The 17,046-nt window shown below is 43.0% G+C and carries 12 protein-coding genes and 2 pseudogenes; 4 read left to right on the top strand and 10 right to left on the bottom strand.

Annotated elements, in window-relative coordinates; all coding sequences use genetic code 11:
• Positions 1-6: 6 nt before the first annotated feature.
• The 6 genes and pseudogenes from B5P39_RS21600 to B5P39_RS21625 form a co-directional block, all read right to left on the bottom strand.
• Entirely contained in the window at positions 7-2,955 is a 2,949-nt protein-coding gene (locus tag B5P39_RS21600) for a hypothetical protein (RefSeq protein ID WP_086904843.1), read from the bottom strand.
• Positions 2,948-4,558, bottom strand: coding sequence for a site-specific integrase (locus B5P39_RS21605; protein ID WP_086904844.1), 1,611 nt, complete (start codon positions 4,556-4,558; stop codon positions 2,948-2,950). Before B5P39_RS21605 ends, B5P39_RS21600 begins: the two co-directional genes overlap by 8 nt.
• Complete coding sequence (locus B5P39_RS21610) at positions 4,558-4,929, bottom strand: hypothetical protein (RefSeq protein WP_086904845.1); 372 nt, start codon at positions 4,927-4,929, stop codon at positions 4,558-4,560. Before B5P39_RS21610 ends, B5P39_RS21605 begins: the two co-directional genes overlap by 1 nt.
• Before the next feature lie 669 nt (positions 4,930-5,598).
• Positions 5,599-5,973 carry a hypothetical protein gene (locus B5P39_RS21615; RefSeq protein WP_086904933.1) on the bottom strand — a complete coding sequence of 125 codons (375 nt, stop codon included), beginning with the start codon at positions 5,971-5,973 and terminating at the stop codon, positions 5,599-5,601.
• Between the two features lie 327 nt (positions 5,974-6,300).
• Positions 6,301-6,933, bottom strand: coding sequence for a hypothetical protein (locus B5P39_RS21620; protein WP_086904934.1), 633 nt, complete (start codon positions 6,931-6,933; stop codon positions 6,301-6,303).
• Positions 6,934-6,995: 62 nt separating this feature from the next.
• Positions 6,996-7,912 (bottom strand): annotated as a pseudogene (locus B5P39_RS21625) (IS5 family transposase).
• Positions 7,913-8,711: 799 nt separating this feature from the next.
• Here B5P39_RS21625 and B5P39_RS25065 point away from each other — a divergent pair.
• The 3 genes from B5P39_RS25065 to B5P39_RS21640 all read left to right on the top strand — a co-directional run bounded on the left by B5P39_RS25065 (position 8,712) and on the right by B5P39_RS21640 (position 11,619).
• Positions 8,712-8,846: a hypothetical protein gene (locus B5P39_RS25065; protein WP_014610879.1), complete on the top strand. Its 135-nt coding sequence runs from the start codon at positions 8,712-8,714 to the stop codon at positions 8,844-8,846.
• A 168-nt stretch (positions 8,847-9,014) separates the two neighbouring features.
• On the top strand, positions 9,015-10,226 hold the full coding sequence (locus B5P39_RS21635) for an NnrS family protein (protein WP_086904808.1): 1,212 nt from the start codon (positions 9,015-9,017) through the stop codon (positions 10,224-10,226).
• Entirely contained in the window at positions 10,210-11,619 is a 1,410-nt protein-coding gene (locus B5P39_RS21640) for an ammonia-forming cytochrome c nitrite reductase subunit c552 (RefSeq protein WP_086904809.1), read from the top strand. Before B5P39_RS21635 ends, B5P39_RS21640 begins: the two co-directional genes overlap by 17 nt.
• A 312-nt stretch (positions 11,620-11,931) precedes the next feature.
• On the opposite strand, the pseudogene B5P39_RS21650 reads toward B5P39_RS21640, so the two are convergent.
• Positions 11,932-13,493, bottom strand: a pseudogene (locus B5P39_RS21650) (IS3 family transposase).
• A 557-nt stretch (positions 13,494-14,050) separates the two neighbouring features.
• Here B5P39_RS21650 and rfbB point away from each other — a divergent pair.
• Positions 14,051-15,082, top strand: a complete 1,032-nt coding sequence (rfbB, locus tag B5P39_RS21655) for a dTDP-glucose 4,6-dehydratase (protein WP_088212888.1) — start codon at positions 14,051-14,053, stop codon at positions 15,080-15,082.
• Positions 15,083-15,275: 193 nt separating this feature from the next.
• Here rfbB and B5P39_RS21660 read toward each other — a convergent pair whose 3' ends face one another.
• The 3 genes from B5P39_RS21660 to B5P39_RS21670 all read right to left on the bottom strand — a co-directional run bounded on the left by B5P39_RS21660 (position 15,276) and on the right by B5P39_RS21670 (position 16,966).
• Entirely contained in the window at positions 15,276-15,677 is a 402-nt protein-coding gene (locus B5P39_RS21660; RefSeq protein WP_069455295.1) for a type II toxin-antitoxin system toxin, read from the bottom strand.
• The gene (locus B5P39_RS21665; protein WP_069455294.1) at positions 15,670-16,092 is read right to left on the bottom strand and encodes a type II toxin-antitoxin system antitoxin; all 423 of its coding nucleotides are present in this window, start codon (positions 16,090-16,092) and stop codon (positions 15,670-15,672) included. The genes B5P39_RS21660 and B5P39_RS21665 overlap by 8 nt, the downstream gene beginning before the upstream one ends.
• 106 nt (positions 16,093-16,198) lie before the next feature.
• A complete protein-coding gene (locus B5P39_RS21670) occupies positions 16,199-16,966 on the bottom strand; it encodes a HutD/Ves family protein (RefSeq protein ID WP_086904479.1) in 768 nt (255 codons plus the stop codon).
• Between the last annotated feature and the right edge of the window lie 80 nt (positions 16,967-17,046).

Below are 17,046 nucleotides of genomic sequence, written 5' to 3' on the forward strand. Positions count from 1 at the left end.
ATACACCTAGTTGTTCTGTTGAAAGTGTGAGAGATATAGCTGTGTTTGTTGAACGACAAATTGCAGATCCACTAACTTAGCGTGCTGCTTATGAGGGTTTAGTTTGGTTTCACTCAATTTGGGCGTCAGAGTGATGGTCAGTTCGCTTTGACCAACAGGTTGTTTTTGAAGCGTTATTGTTTCACCCGATTGAGCAAAATGGTCTTTTAACCTGTTTAATAGAATGTCGATTTTTGTTTTTCTATTCACGGTTAACACAAAGCTGGGCGCTAACCAGCGCCACAGTGGCTGACGAAATACTGCTGCAAAATGTCGTGCATTTTTGACATTACACGCCAAGGTTAATGTTAATGCTGGATGTATGCCGTTGCTTAGCACGATTGCTGGCAAATTACTGAGTGCTGTGATTTGCGCTTTGGTCATTGGCAAGAATTGATATTTGCCTGGAGATTGCGAGATTTGGCTTAATAACGGCCAGTTAACCTCTTTTACTTTTCGCATTTCAAGAAATAGATATTGAAGAAAGTCATGAGAAATTTTGTTGGCGTTACCAAGCCATTTTTGATGATACTTGACGGTGTCTTGTGCAATCGAGACTGTATGAAAATCGCTGAGCGGCTTTTGGGCGACACTATTTTTATTCGTCTTAAATAGATGTTGTCTCAGTGCTGTCTCTGTGAGTAAGACGTGGTTTTGACGCTTCTGGTTAATGTCTTTTGCTTGGTAATCAGGGCTGATTAAAGCGAGTTGACGTGATAGATCATTTGAGTCGTTTTTTAACCCCAGCAAATATCGCAATTCACTATGCGAGAATTCTCGAGGCTGTGATTCACCAAAGCCTGGCCGATAGAATGGGTAAAGCCAGTCTATATCGTGCAGATAGGACCATCGAGTTGTTGCATAGTACTCGTGTCCGATTTGACGAGTCATTTCATCTAACAAAATCCCATCATTGCACAGTGAAAATGGTTGCCCTTCAAGCCAATAGTCAAATCGCGCAGCAAGCACGTCATCATGGAGTAAGCGTTTCATTTGCTCTGTATTCGTGGTTTGCTGTGGCGGCAGATTGTATGCAAGGTGCAGTGCTTGCAGCATAAATAAATGTACACCGCTATGACGCAGGTGATGAAACCGCGCTTGCTGGCCGCATATTGCTTTGATGCATTTAGTGGCAGGTAATAAGTATTGCAACTGCCGTGAATGGTATGGCTCTTCTGTGAAGCCGATCAAATGCTGGTGAGGTTCACAAAGTTCACTGTTTTTTATCACAATTCTGACTAGAATCGCGAATTCTTCCGGTATGACGGTATAGACAACGCGTGAATGTCTGCTTTTGGTCGTCCCCTCCTTAGTATTTGTGATATTGAAACGAAACAATTGTTTATTCGCTGGATCAACAAATACATCCTTTAAACGAAGACGCAGTAACTCTCCTCGGCGCAACATTGCGAAATAGCTGATAATGACAGTGACTGCGCAAAATAACCTCTGCAATAACCCCCCGTAGGGCGGCGCGATGAGCTTTGCGACGATTTCATGCAACTGTTCTATTGAGATCCGAAATGGATCAACACCTGGAGGGCTGAGTGGTGGTTCGAACTGGCTAATGTCTAAATGGTCTGTGAGTGATTGGTGACGCATAAAGCGAAAAAAATACAGCATGATCAGTTGCTCTGTTTCAGTCGCTAAATTGTCATAAATGTTGTGGCTCCATTGTTGTAGTAGTTCTTGGTCTATTGCTTGGTCATAACTGAGCGGGCTCGTGAGTTTTAATTGAATATTGCAGTATTTTTTGATGGTGCTGTCTGCGAGTTTTTGCTTTTTTACCCCACCGAAATTGATGAGTTCTAACGTGTATCGATAGAGCATTGTTGGCAGGATATTGTCTACAGGCCAATGACTAAGGTCATGGACACATTCTGTAATCTTATTGCGATTATTTTGCAGTTCGAGGTGCGGCCATTTCTTCGAGGCTTGATTGGCTTTAGGTATTGCGGTAACTGCCATTTCGTCATAATCGATGCCATAAATTCTCACTAATTGTCGTTGTTGGTCCTTCTTGTCAACCGAGACTAAAGGGGTTGCGACATGACGTTCTGGGTAACTAATATCTTTTAAGAATGTAGGAACGACATGATCGCGATAGTGCCAAACGGCTTGAAAAAGGTGCTGGTAATGACGAGAGACCTGAGTTGATATGGAGAATGACGTTAATAAGGTTTCTAATCTTTTTAGCAACTGCTTTTCAGTTAGCTTGCTATGCGAATATGCCTGATATTCCGTCAATGATTGATAGACAAATAAGGGCAGGTGATACCGGCTTGATTTCGGTAGATCGTCTTGATTAGATGACTTATCTAAGTGTTTGATATTAAGATATGTTTGTCTTTCAATACGCTGAATGCTTTCTTTGTCGTTAATGATGTTGACGAGATGTGCAATGGTTAGTGGCGCAATTTCAAGTGCGATAATCAATGCCATAAACTCAGCTGACAGTTCAGATCTTTGTTTCAAGAACTGAGCTTTGACGTTTTCATACTCTGTTTGCAGTTTAAATGCATCGTTCGCTTGAGCTGTGATGCATTCATACCATCTTAAATCAGGATCTGGCCAAGGCAGCTTTTCAATCTCAGGAGTTTGCCACTTCAGTGCTTCTTTGAGGTAGACAATAATGGCTTCTAGCGCACGTTTATAGTGACGTTGCTTGCCTGTAGGTACAGATCTGATGATTTTATTGATGACTTGTAAATCTTGAAGAGTGATTTCACGACTATTGGGTTGGCTGATTAATATGTGAGTCGGCTTTTGAGCTGAAAGGTTTGAGGCTTTGAGTGTTGGGTTCGGCCACTGGCTGATCACCCAGCTAATGGCATCTATGCCAGCGTTTGACAAGCCCTGACGTTGGTGATAATTGTAAATCTCAACAGGGTTTAATTTGTTGAATAAACTAGACATATTTCAACTCCTTTAACCCGTATCGAGCCGGCAGACTATCAAGAAATAAGTCTTGTTGTTTTATGCTTGCTGGAAATGTATGGTCACTGCCCAGATGTTCACCGTACTCCGCGTGTCCCATTAAGCGATCAATTTGGTGTGTTGTCAGTTTATGTATAATGCTGGTAGCGGCACTTTGCGCAAATTGATGACGCAACACATAGGGGACAATGCCATTGGCTCTTTGATGTAAAAATTGTCGCAGCGATTTTGCTGATATTGCAGTCGCTTGATTATTTGCATCATATAAACTCCATGCCCAGGGAAGATCATTGATCACATTCAACTTGGAACTGAGTTGTTGTTGCAACGAGATGTAATGCAGAATTTGTTGTCTCAGATAGTCACAAATCCTAATTTCGCGTTGAAATCCTTTATCAGATACTGTCGTGCGGCGGTAATCATAGTGTGATTGTTTATTGATAGAGATAGCATGGGTAGGGCGCATGCCCGTAAGCACTATAAATAGCAGTGCAATATGGTTAGCGCAGAGATTGTGATAATGAATTAAATCGGCTTGAGCGGCTTTGTTTTCAGGCTTAGATGAAGTTATCTCGTCATGAAGATGGCGAAAAATCGCAACAACCTCACTCTCGGGTATAAGTCGCTTACTACCGAAAACCACGGACTCGTCTGCGTATTTTTCTAGGTCTTCACCAACCCATTTACTATGAAAACTCACACCCACTTTTGAACTTGTAATATTAGCGGGAATGTTTCTTTTGGCGTTGTCATTTAATAGTGAAATGCTGGGAAGTGTGGCATTACTTACTGCTGAACTCGACGAGAATGTGAGTGTCAGCAACTTGCTCACACCTAGAGAGTTTGCATGAGTGAATAATCGACTGAGATACCGATCTTGCGCGTGAAATAGCTCAGCGCGAACTTGTTCACTGTTTTTTTGCTGATAAACCGCTGCATGTCGATGGTGCCGTATATCAGCAGGTAATAATAATGATTTAGTTAAACTGGATAGTTGATTATCTGTGCGAATACAGCGTGTTATGTACTTAAAAAACAATTGCTTTCTTATCGCTGGAAAGTGTTCGATCTCGGCAGGTTTTCGCCATTTTGCCATGAGCAGATTAAGCAATTGTTGTTTTTCCGCTGCCGTTAGCCATGAAACGTTATAGCTGTGATTGCTAACGAAGGGTTTGAAAATGTGGATTAAGCTATTAGGGATGGGTTGCCATTCGAATTTTTTCTCGCCGTTTTGAGTAATGGTTGCACGCGCGTAATAGGTCCAGGACTTGCCATCCTCAAACTTATGATTTTTGAATCGATGTGCTTCGCATGTATCACTGTTTTTCACTTTGTGGCAGTCGGGAATATCATCTACTGTGAGAGGCTTTTCATTGGCGTGCAGGAGAAAGTCATCTAACTGCTGAGTAAGCCACAAATACAACAAAACAACTAATAATTTGCCTGAGTTGGTTTCATGACTCTGTTTTTCGGCTTGGTAAAACATCTTCATTAACGCTGTGTTAGTACCGAGTCTATCGGGCATGACACCGCCGGAATTTTTTAGTCTATGACTTTTAGCATTAGCTTGTAGCTTTCCCATTACTCATATCCTTTTCCGATATCTGAGGTATGAATCGCACTGGGAGAGAGTTGCGTTAAGTGAGCTAGTTGCATTTTAGATACAACTGGGGATTCTGCTTGTTTTGCAGCTTGAATTTGATGAGCCTGCGTAATACGGCATCGTGCAGACTTTGGGTAAGATAATGAAGGTGTAAGCGTGTTTAATGTGCTGATGACATGTGGAATAGTGCTTTCATTTAACGCTACTTGAAGTGCAACAAAAGAGGCGGAGGTGCGGTTCTGCGGGACACACTGTTTAACCTTTTCATTTGCCAGCAGTCTCACAAGTGCTGGGTGTTGGTGCTGTGAAAATAAATTGGGCAGTACTTTTTTAGATTTCTCGATACTCATAACCAAGCTCCAACATTCAAGCCTTTAGATTAAATCACAAAAAATGGTAAATATCGTCAATTCATGAACTAATTTCGTCGCCGGAATAATTTTTATTTATGTCTCTGTTTTCAAGTTTATGTTTTTAATTGGTCTATTGAGTGCATTTAAACCGTTGCATTAATTATGGCTACTAAATATTAATATGAGATTGCGTTGTTGCGCTACAGTTTTTTAATGTTTACGTAGATATAAATATGTTGTTTCCAGTTGTTGACACTATTCATTAGTTATATTCTGGTTTTAAGGGAGGCTATTTACCCCTTTATTTTATAAAATCCTGCCCGTCAGAGGAATAAGGTAATAAGCACGGCTTTAGTGAGTGTATTTGTACATCTTGAATCATCTGTTCTTGCTTGGGGATAGGCTAGGGTGCTGTTATTGGCTAGAAGTACTGAGGCAATTTACTCACATTGACTTCTACTTCTAGCGATCATTAAAATGGACTGTTATCTAATTTGTTAGGAGAGTTTTTGTTAAATAAAGTTTTGCAAGGTCACAAAATAAAGTTTCTTAAGGTTACAGAATGTAAAGTATCGCTCTCAATTTTAAAGAACATTAAATGTAAAATACCTAATAGTGTAAGATGGACCAGATTGTTGTGGAAACGCTAAAGAAGAAAGGGCAAATTTAGAGTATAACTAACTGATCTATATGGACCATAACCATTTTTAAATGATTGATTTTTTCGTTGCAAATAACATCTATTGGCCTTGTGCCATTAAAAGGTTCATTATGATTAACCATGTTCATAAACCCATAAATATTTTCAGGGTTACTAAAAAGCACACTTAAATCAGCGTGAATATTCAGTATATAGCTGATCCTTTCGACTTGGTCTTGACTGAAGTTCACCTTTTCAATATCAAGGTTGTTATACTTTTCTGGCAACTTTAGCAAAGCCTGAATTTGCTGTTGGTTGCAGTTCCATTTTTTCAATATTAGCAAGGCAGCTCTCATGCCAATCCTTGCTGCGGTTGATTCGTTACAATTTATTTTTTGCATATTCTTTCCTCTGCATTTATCTAGTAGCTTGTTACGTTTTGACTTCTCCCCCAGCTAAAGCAAGGGAATTCTGAGAGCCATTACAGCTCAAAGACGAGGGCAGTGTTAAGCTGCTACCTTTTCTTCTGTAAGACGGTCTAGTCCGACCGCAAGAATGTGTTCGAAGCCTGTAAGCCCTGCTCTGGCATAGATGGGTATAACGCACATAATTAAAATCACTGTTGAAATATACAGTGATTTTAGCAGTAAAAAGGAAAGACGCAACCTGGGGTTTATTTGCGGGCATAAAAAACGCAGCTTGGTTGATATCTTGCTGCGTTTAATTAACTAGGCATTGAGGTTCATACAGGAGATAACAAATACCCTGTCGCCATTGCCCCAAGCTATGGGGTCGTAATGCTCATAGAAGACATCCGAGTCAGAAATTTCGAAAATAACGGGCACCAGTTCATCATCAAGTTCGCTTAGAACGATGTAATAAACATGGCGATTATTCATTGAAATAGCTTCAAGAATGCGTCTTTCCCAAAATCTACGGCCGTCAGGTGTTTGGTCTTTATCAGTCACCATAATATTGTGTGTCTGTAAAAGATAAGCAAACACCTTTGAAGCAAAACCATTTAAAGCATTTTCATGATTCGGAGCAGCAGTTCTCCATACAAGCAACTGAGTCGCATTGGTAACGTTCAAATATGCGTTAGGCGTTTCGCGAACCAGCACTTTAACTTTGTAGACGGTTTCGCTATAAGTTGCGGTGTCAGCAATCAAGCAAATTGTGCGCTCATTGCCCTCATGGGTACCGCGAATCTTTGATTGAAGCAGCCGATACCCGTGTTGCACGACAAAGTTGGGCAATGCTAAGGGGGTAGGCTGATCGTGCAAGAACGCTTCGGTTTCCGCTATGTTAGTCGGTAACCTTCTGAGTTTGTGCTCGAAGTCATCACTAAAGATTTTTGGCATTTTCTCGGCGTTGTTGCCTAAATCAATTTTAGGTATGCCTTTTCCTAACAGGGTTCCAGGTATTAATTGACCCTCTGGCGAATAGGCATACCGAGTCCTATGACTTTGTTCATCACTTTCACTCCTGCAAATGCCTCGCCGACTTGGCCGTTGTAGTCGCGCAGGCTCAATTTCGGGCTAATCAACTGCTTGTAACGATACATGGCTGTTTCTGACACAGAGCGTTGGTGATAGTCATTTTCTTGTTTCCATCGCTTGAGTTCATCACTTTTCAACGCGCTGACGGCCTCGTTTCTGGGGTGCCCGTCTTCCCAATATCCGGCATTTTTTCGCGGTGGTATCGTAGGCTTACACCCTCTACGTCTGAGCAGCTTATGACAGTTTTGGGTGTCATAAGCGCCATCGGCTGACACTTGTTTTACCTTGCGCCTCAGCGGTTTAATAACGTGGGGAGAACCTCACTGTCTGCTACACTTTCTAAACTGACTTCGGCGGCGATGACTTCATGTGTGGCCGCATCTATCGCTAGATGCAATTTACGCCAAGTGCGGCGTTTTTCCTTACCATGTTTACGCATTTTCCATTCACCTTCGCCATACACTTTCAGCCCTGTGGCATCGACTACCAAGTGAGCAATCGCGCCTCGGCTAGGATTGCGATAGTTAACCTTGACGGTCTTTGCCCGCTTGCTGATGCAGCTGTAACCCGGTGAAGTTAACTGCACGTTCATCAAACTAAACACTGAGTTGAGAAAACCTTCGAGTGCTCGCAAGGGAAGGTTAAACAACCCTTTGAGCATTAAGGCGGTTTCTATCGCCGTGTCACTGTATTGAAATCCCCGACCTCGACCACCATGGTGTTCAGTGCTGCACCAGCGGTTTATCGCCCGCTCGTCTATCCAAAAAGTCAATGAGCCCCGGTTGATCAACGCCTTGTTATATTCAGGCCAATTGGTGATGCGATGCTTGGATTTGCCCATCTGATAGTGGTTCCTGCGTGGTATTCACAGGATCTGATCGCATCTGAGACGGAAGGTTCATTCATTTAGGCAACAACGCCCATTTTCTCTTATATTCCAGATTAGAAGTGTCGCACGTAATGCACAGATAAAGTATATCAGTGATTAATACTCTATCAAAGAGCAATGAATACGGTGTAAATCAGGGACAATTAGGGAAAAAACTCCCCTCAGTGAGGCAGGGTGAGATTATGCTTTGTAAATTCTGTTAACATTTAGCTATTTTGTTCTTAAGTCGACTTAATGCGAGATTATTGATTGATATAAATCATCCATAATCGAATGAAATTCGTTTGACTGGATAGGTTTGTTAACCAATTTAACAATGTATAATCCGGCCCTGGCTAAAGAGTAACCCATACTTGTTTGACATTGTGAATCAACATTTATTTCATCTGTCTTTAAAAAGTAGTGATGTAGTAGACGCTTCTGCCCTGTTCGATGGTTGTACTTAGATTGTCGCTAATGTTTAGTCATTTTGCATTAACGCTTATTGATGGTTGGAAGTTAGGGGGCATCCGTAACTCGATATCTTCAATTTTGGTAACATATTTACTAGATATTGGAGTGGCGTTGCTCGGTGTTTACCAAGGCTTTTCACTAATGGTAAGTGCAATCATGGTGGTATTAGAGGGAAACCTTATTGTTTTGCATTTTGGTCTGATTTGGTTACTGAATAAGTATAACGGTAGGTCGCCTTGAACACTGTTAATTGCTCGAAATTGAATCAAATGCTAAAATCTAAGGTAAGGACATCCTTATGAGTAACTACATAGTGTCACCTGAAACGTTTATTTTGTATTCATTAGCTGGTTTTTCTGTTGCGACTTTAATGCTCGTAGCAGTAGGTTGTTTCGCCATCAGGCAAGATAAAAACAAACAACCTAATAAATAACACAGTTATAAACAACTTACCCTTGAGGGACACTCCCTCAAGGGCGTGTGTTCCTCTAAATTTAGAGAGAAACACACGAACAATGATGCTTGGCCACATGGCATTAGTTCAATATCTCCAGAACTTCCCAATGCGTCTTATCTGTCGTCTGCAACTAGGGTGAAAACTATGCTAAATATTGATGATCCTACACAAACCGAACGAACTCATGCGTTATGGCGACTAGGCTTTAGACCTTTTTTTCTTGGGGGAGCAATATTAGCTGCGTTATATATCCCTTTGTGGTTACTAACTTGGTTTACTCCTCAATATAGTTTTTTTCCTTCATCTTTTTGGAGTAAAGTATTGCCCCTATGGTGGCATCCACATGAAATGTTGTTCGGTTTTGCAATCGCAATTGTCTGTGGTTTTTTACTTACTGCTGTTCAAAATTGGACAAATCAACCCACATTAAAGGGATGGCCACTTGCGTTGACCTTTAGTTGCTGGTTGCTGGCACGATTATTACTGTTACTCCCTATTCAAATTCCACTAATTTTGCCGGCATTATTTGATTCATTGTTCCTTGGTATGGCAAGCCTTACCCTATGGCGCTGCATTTATAAGGTGAAGCAATGGCGCAATATTGGTTTTCCGATTATGTTGTTTGCCGCACTCGTGATTAACAATGTCAGCTATTACGCTTTATTTGAACGCGACTTCATCCTTGCCAATCAAATTTGGCAGGCCATGTTATGGTGGTTAGCCTTACTTATCACCATAGTCGGTGGGCGTGTCATTCCATTCTTTACCGCGATGCGCATTAAGGCCACTAAAGCAGATCCCTTAACTTGGGTTGAATACCCGCTGATCCTGACGATGATCTTGCTCGTCATTCAATCACTCATCCACCTTATACCTCAGGAAGTCGAGCGAGGCTTACTACTCATTACAGGGCTCTTGCATCTAGTCCGATTTGTACGCTGGTTACCCCATAAAACACTGACGGAACCTATGCTGTGGTCCTTGCATCTTGCCTATTTAATGTTGCCACTTAGCCTGTTAGCCATGAGTTGGTATCTCGATAATGAATATGCCTATCGCAGCCTGCTTCACCTATTTGCTATTGGTTGTATGGCTACCCTGTGTCTTTCGATGATCTCCAGAGTGTCACTCGGGCACACAAGTCGAAATATTTATGAAGGCCCGAAAATGATCTTAGCATTTATCTGCCTACCATTAGCGGCAATGCTCAGGGCATTGATGCCCATCTGGTTTCCGGCCCACTCCCAAGTATGGTTATGGTTGGCTGGCACTTGCTGGTTTATCGCATTTGCACTGTTTGTATGGCACTATTTGCCAATACTCTCTCGCCCTCGTATTGATGGGCGCCCAGGTTAATATTGATGTTAGGACAAAAGGTTACAAAGTGAAAACTTATTTTAAAACAGTTACATTGCTAAAATTGATTTGCTTGTTCGTCATCACTACATGTACATCTGTAGCGGCTTCCGATACTAGCAATCAACAAAAATATCCTAACCAATATCAATCTTGGCAAGCCACCTCTGAACAAGTTGAACGCGAGGATATGCTCGCCAATTATCCCGCCAGCATCATACTCTGGGCAGGATCTTCCTATGCCAAAGAGTACCATAGCCCACGTGGACACCATTTTGCCGTTGCCGATGTGACGCATACTTTACGTACGGGTACGCCACCTAAAGCAGGAGAGAATGGGTTATCCGCCAGTTGTTGGACCTGCAAGACACCGGATGCCCCTAGATTGATTGAACAACTGGGATTTGAAGGATACTCCGCTAAAAACTTTACCGATCTGGGCAAAGAGATCCAAAGCGTAGTGTATTGCAGTGACTGCCATGAATCTGGCACTCATCAATTAGCCTTACCTCGCCCTCATGCGCAAGATGCGATGGCTAAAATTCATCTGCCATTCGATAAACAAGATATTAATATGCAAGGTGCGCAGGTTTGTGGTCAATGTCATGTCACTTACTATTTCCGTCCGGAAAAAAGTAATGTTGTCAACATTCCCTGGATATTTGGCAATACCGCTGATGATATTGAAAAATACTATGACACTCGCCGCTTCTTCGAATGGATCCATCCTCTTTCGAAAACGCCCATACTCAAAGCACGTCATCCTGAGTTTGAACACTGGAGTCGCAGTAAACATGCCGAAGTCGGTGTCACTTGCATTACCTGTCATATGCCTACCCAGCAGGATGCAAAAGGTGTTGAATTTACGAGCCATAAAGTTGATAAGGCCTTACCGCACTTTGATAGTAGCTGCAGCGGCTGCCATAGCAGCAAAACCAAAATCGAAACTAAACTCGCGGCGAATAAGTTAACTATTGAAACAAAAGCCCGCGAAGTGGAAGCTTTACTCGTCAAGGCTCATTACGAAGCCAAAGCAGCATGGGATGCCGGTGCTAAATGGGATAATATGAATGAGCCCATTATGGCGATACGACACAGTCAGTGGCGCTGGGACTTTGCCATGTCTTCACATGGTTTGTATGCACATAATCCACAAGAAGGTAAGCAGCTTTTAGATAAAGCCATTGAACAAGCGAACGAAGCACGTCATCTGCTCGCTGGAATATTGAAGCAACTTAACGTTACTCAAGTTAGCTATCCAGATATCAGTACTAAGGAAAAGGCCCATCAAGCAATAGGGTTAGTTGAGACTGATTTAATTAAAGAAAAACAAAAGTTTATTGAGAATGATGTTAAGAAACACTGGCAACCAGTTAGTCAATATGGTTATTAGTGAGATTTAGTATTGCTAGTAGGGCGTTCGGAATTCAGCATCAGGCTAAAATTAAATGTCTAAGCATGCTGTCTAAACGCCCTTTAATGTATTAGTTCAGACTAGATCTGACACATCGTCTTCAAAATATGAGAGTTGGAGACTATAAAAGGCTATTTATTATAACGACACACGGTTGCTGTACATGAGCATAAACTGCCTCATGGCAGGCTTCCAATCTCGTAGTGGCATTGTCCACTTTTTAGCAATCTGGTGTAAAGCCAGATACAGCAACTTCGGCGTTTTTCAAGCTAGTTGTCACCATCGACCGTTTTAAGCGGCCTTTTTTTCCACTTCTTTAACTGACTCTTTTTCCGGATTCAGTGTTGTCGGTCCCACAGGTTCGCAGTTCCGTACTTCTCGTTTTCCCCAACGACTTGGATTTTCTGCTTTCGCCGCTTCAATCCGTTCTTTGCGCTTTGCCAGCAGGAGTTGATACTGACCGGTATGACGTTAGTGCGGGGTCACGAACCGTAGTTTGCTGTGCTTGTGTTCGTAGTTGTACCAACGCGTAAATTTCAGTACCCAAGCTCTTGCTTCATCAAGGCTTTTAAAGCCTGCCGATGGCCAGTCCGGCCGGTATTTACAGGTTCGGAACAGTGACTCTGCAAACGGATTGTCGTTGCTGACCCTTGGCCTGCTGTACGATGTCGTTACACCAAGCTCATACGCTTTCATTCGCATGGTCTGCGATTTCATCGGCGCCCCATTATCCGAATGCAGTACCACGCCACTGTGTAAACACTTCTCCCGGATCAACGTTTGCTCCAGCAACTTTGCTGCGTTTTCTCCACTTTCCTCTTCAAACACTTCACAACCAACGATTTTCCTGCTGAATAAATCTTCCAGCATATACAGGTAGTAAAACTGTCCGCGTACCGTGCTTGGTAAGTAGGTGATATCCCAGCAGAACACCTGACCAGGCCCTGTTGCCGTAAAGGTCGTTGGCAACGCTGAGTTCTTCGGCGCTAAGCTCCGACCCCGATGATGCAGCTGACCAGAAGCTTTTAGAACCCGATAAAATGTTGATTCAGAACCATAATATTCATCTTCATCCAACAGTGTTGGGACGATTTGCGATGGCGGTAAGCTGGCAAACTTTGGCCAATTGCACACCGCGATGATCAACGCCTGCTCTGCTTCCGTCAGCTTATTCGATGGCGGTGGTCGAACCGCATCCGGCCGCTTATCTGCGGTGATCTTGCCATCCCGATACCAGCGCCGATAGGTGCGCAATGTAATGCTAGCCTCTTCACAGGCCAGATGAAGCCTGGCGCCAGCCTGGTTCGCTTCCTGTATCAAGTTCACACATTCAGTGCGCTCTGAGACCAAGGTTAATCGTCCTCGTTGTCGTTCTCCCAAAGCGCATTTAACTTTTTTCTAAGCACCAACAACGCTGCGGTTTCAGCTAAAGCTTTTTCTTTGCGTCTCAACTCACTTTTTAACTGCTTGATTTCCTTATGGTCGGCTTGGCGCTGGCGTTTAGCTTCCAATTCCTGCTCGCGGGAGCTTATAAACCCGCGCAAAGCATCGGCTTTCCATGCTTTTACCTGTTCAACATACAAGCCTTTTGCGCGACAATACTCGCTCAATTCAGCTTCATTTAAACTGGCAGTTTCAAGCACAGTGGCAAACTTAGCTTCTGCTGACCAATGTTCTGAGGTTGGTTTACTTCCGGGCACAGGACGACCTTGTTGTTTGGCTTTATCCCGCCAATTATACAAAGTTTGCACGCCAATCCCTTCGTTTCTTGATACTTCTGCTACGGTCATATTCGAAGGAGGCAGTAACTTATTTAAAATCTGCTGCTTACGTTCTTCACTGTAACTCGGCACAATTAAGCCTTAACGCCCCAACTGGTTAAATTTTAAGTAGTGACAACTATCCTGCCAGAGCGGGGTAATGTCGTTTGTCTATTTCTATTGTTCATAGCCAAGCAGTTTTGCTAACGGGAAGGGTATGCTCAAGCGAGACTATAAAATTTTCGGTGTAAGTGGCCTTCGAGGTCATGTGGATGCCAAGGAGGGTAAGATGTCAATTTGGATCTCATTAGGGCGCAACAGACGCCGGATATATGTCGTAAGAGTGTGAACCATTAACAACTGATACCCCGTTGTGAAAGGTGAATTATCGACTAACGTAAATGTACTAGCCCAGACCTGCTTCAGAACAATGCCTGAATCGTTAACTCCTTAGGGTAATCTAAGCGTGATGTTTATCGTCAATCAATGGCACAAGCTATTGTGCGCATTCGCCTCAGTGTTCGCTTCGCCCTGCACAGCTTGTATTTCTCTTGCTCCTCATACTTAAAAAGGTCACGTTGCTCTACAGGTAAAGTTGTATACTTTCGGGCCTTTTATTTTTCTAACCTTTCTACTATGGGATAGGCGATATGCGAATACTCATTACCGGTGGTGCAGGGTTTATTGGATCGGCATTAGTGCGAATGCTGATTGAGCAAACGGAGTCAGTGGTGCTCAATTTCGATAAGCTGACCTATGCGAGCCATCCTGAATCTCTGGCGGGTGTTGCTGATAGTGAGCGCTATCATTTTGTGCAGGCAGATATTTGCGATAGGGCAAGGTTAGACCTGGTGTTGCAGCAATTCCAACCCGATCTTGTGATGCATTTAGCGGCCGAAAGCCATGTTGATCGCTCAATTGAAGGACCCGCTGCATTTATCCAAACCAACATTGTGGGCACCTATACGTTGTTAGATGCTTCGCGCCGATATTGGCAGCAATTAGCGGATACGCGAAAAGGGTTATTTAGATTTCATCATGTTTCTACCGATGAGGTTTTTGGTTCACTGACCGAAACTGGATTGTTTAGTGAAACCTCAGCTTATGATCCGAGCTCGCCTTATTCAGCAAGTAAAGCTTCAGCGGATCATTTGGTTCGTGCTTGGCATCGAACTTATGCTTTACCGATAGTGATGACCAACTGCTCCAATAACTATGGCCCTTTTCAATACCCTGAAAAGCTCATTCCCCTAATGGTCACCAATGCGTTACAGGGTAAACCGTTGCCAATTTATGGTAATGGTCAGCAAGTGCGTGATTGGTTGTATGTGGATGATCACGTTAAGGCGCTCTATTTAGTTGCGACTCAGGGGGAGCTTGGGCAAACCTATAATATTGGTGGTTCCTGTGAGCAAACTAATTTGACGGTTGTGCGGCAAATTTGCGCCTTATTAGAGGAGTTAGTGCCTACTCATCCGCAATCTCTTGCAATGGGTAGTGCGGGTTTTGCTGATTTAATTCAGTATGTTGTTGACCGGCCTGGCCATGATGTACGCTATGCTATTGATGCCAGTAAAATTCAACGTGAATTAGGTTGGAGAGCGCAAGAGTCTTTTGAGTCAGGTCTCAGAAAGACGGTGGAGTGGATTATTAACCAGCAATATCCTATAACGAGCGACTAGTACTCGCGCAAGCTCACCCTAGAACATCACTATGTGGCTCTAGAATCTAGGTACGCCGCAAGCAGCTACAGAATGTCACTACGTGACTTACGGATAACGGAACGGGCTTCGCTCTCACGGTAAGCGAAGCGTTCTGTGAGTGAGCTTGCGAACGTTCCGTCAACCTTCAACGTTTCTTGTTCTGTCAACATCTTCACTCTGCTTTTATCACATCAATAAATTGCTCAAAATCCTCAAGATGATGCTGTACAACATGGACAACGATATCAAGGTTGAGTTCTTGGTAGTCATGTACTGCGATGTTTCGCAGGCCGACCATTTTCTTTAAGTTATCTGCGAGTGGCTGAGTAATAAGGTTATTTTGTGCGAGTAATGTAAAGCTATCACGGCTACTTTGGGGGATGCCTAGTTGTTGTTGGCGGTTAATATGATTGGCTATGTCGATACAGGCTTCGCAGCAGCGTTGTAAATTGAGGATAACGCTATCTTGCAAGGTGAAGTCTTGTTTGAACTGGCTTCCATCACCATAGACTTGTTGGATGCGCTTTATACAGCGTTTGATGGTGGCTATTTTATTGATAATAATGTCATTCAAAGTGACTCCCCCTATGGTCTTTGGCTGCGGTGTTGGCCATTACATCATCAATAATTGCCTGTCTTTCGGCTTGTAGATGTTGGTACATTGAGATGGTCTTTACGGCAAAAAGTTCATCATCTTGTTGTGTTCCCCAAAGTTGCTTCCCTTGAGTGACTACCTGTTGGCATAACACTGTGGATGCTGAGCGTAAATCAACCAGATCAACATCTGAGTCCAACGCCGAAGCGAGTTTTTGGGCAAGTTCCCAGCGTGCAATATTGTCTAAAGTGTCAGCGGCGAGTACCGCGATATCGATATCGCTGTTGCGGTGTTGTGTTCCCTGCGAATAAGAGCCAAACAGGTAGATTAATTGCAACTTTGGGATGTTGTCTCGCAGTAACTTTATGATTTTCTTTTCATTTAGTTGTTGCATAGGTCCATTGCTCGATTTGATGAATTCGGGGTGAGTATATAGCATATAAGGCGGAGCCAAAAGGACGGACTCAGGTTTTGAAGACGCGACTGTGTGGATCTATAATCTAGAACTTTTTAGTGCATTCTATAACGATACGCAGTACCTGACATTGTTTATGGTTTAGTAGGGACGGGTTTTCTATATGTGTGTGCTTAAGTATTGGTCGTTCAGCGTCTGAAGAGGTTGCATCGGAAGTTTCAATTTCTTCTAATCGCTGCATTTTTGACGGCTGCGCTTTTAAATTCTGGCCTCGTAGGCATTGCACCATATCATAACGCTTAAGTTGAATAATTTGGCCTTGGTAAACTAAGTTCAGCGGTTCAAGGCACAATAACCACTGTTGCAACTCGTTATTGTGTACATTCGATGTTTGATGAGCATCATCAATATTGCTGGTTTCTATAGACTCTGGGCTTAACGAGCCATACGACTCCGGCCATTCAATATACGCGCGATACTTGCCGCGTTTAGTCATTACATTAAAGTCGATAATTTGCTTATCTAAGAGTTGGCTTTCGATCTGAGTTTCGCCGCTAAAACAAAATGCGGGCTCATTGGGGCGAAGGATTAATTCATTTGCCTCAGCCGCATCATTAGACATCATCTTAAGTTTTACGCCTGCACCTTCTAATATACACAGCTGTCTATCTATGCTGGGAAATTGTGAGAAGGGTCCATCACTCGAAATGGTGGCAATGCTGATCCTAAAATCAAAATTACTGAGGTCAGCATCCTTTGGCGATATTAACAGTTGTTTAGTACTGCCACCGCCATTTTTCCATAGGCTCGATTCGCATTCTTCATAACGGATAATTTGGATATTAGAGTTCACGTGTTGGTTACTCTTTTCAATTTGGGTGGCGCCGACGCGAGAAGATAGGACGCTGACAAGCTTGCTCTAGATCGAGAATC

The organism is Shewanella sp. Shew256 (assembly GCF_002196695.1).
GTDB lineage: Bacteria > Pseudomonadota > Gammaproteobacteria > Enterobacterales > Shewanellaceae > Shewanella > Shewanella mangrovisoli.

Excerpts from the sequence above, each read along its gene's own strand:
- B5P39_RS21605 (WP_086904844.1), bottom strand. The coding sequence starts at position 4,558 with ATGGGAAAGCTACAAGCTAATGCTAAAAGTCATAGACTAAAAAATTCC.
- B5P39_RS21665 (WP_069455294.1), bottom strand. The coding sequence starts at position 16,092 with ATGCAACAACTAAATGAAAAGAAAATCATAAAGTTACTGCGAGACAAC.
- B5P39_RS21640 (WP_086904809.1), top strand. The coding sequence starts at position 10,210 with ATGGGCGCCCAGGTTAATATTGATGTTAGGACAAAAGGTTACAAAGTG.
- B5P39_RS21600 (WP_086904843.1), bottom strand. The coding sequence starts at position 2,955 with ATGTCTAGTTTATTCAACAAATTAAACCCTGTTGAGATTTACAATTAT.
- B5P39_RS21610 (WP_086904845.1), bottom strand. The coding sequence starts at position 4,929 with ATGAGTATCGAGAAATCTAAAAAAGTACTGCCCAATTTATTTTCACAG.
- B5P39_RS21615 (WP_086904933.1), bottom strand. The coding sequence starts at position 5,973 with ATGCAAAAAATAAATTGTAACGAATCAACCGCAGCAAGGATTGGCATG.
- B5P39_RS25065 (WP_014610879.1), top strand. The coding sequence starts at position 8,712 with ATGAGTAACTACATAGTGTCACCTGAAACGTTTATTTTGTATTCATTA.
- rfbB (WP_088212888.1), top strand. The coding sequence starts at position 14,051 with ATGCGAATACTCATTACCGGTGGTGCAGGGTTTATTGGATCGGCATTA.
- B5P39_RS21620 (WP_086904934.1), bottom strand. The coding sequence starts at position 6,933 with ATGCCAAAAATCTTTAGTGATGACTTCGAGCACAAACTCAGAAGGTTA.
- B5P39_RS21635 (WP_086904808.1), top strand. The coding sequence starts at position 9,015 with ATGCTAAATATTGATGATCCTACACAAACCGAACGAACTCATGCGTTA.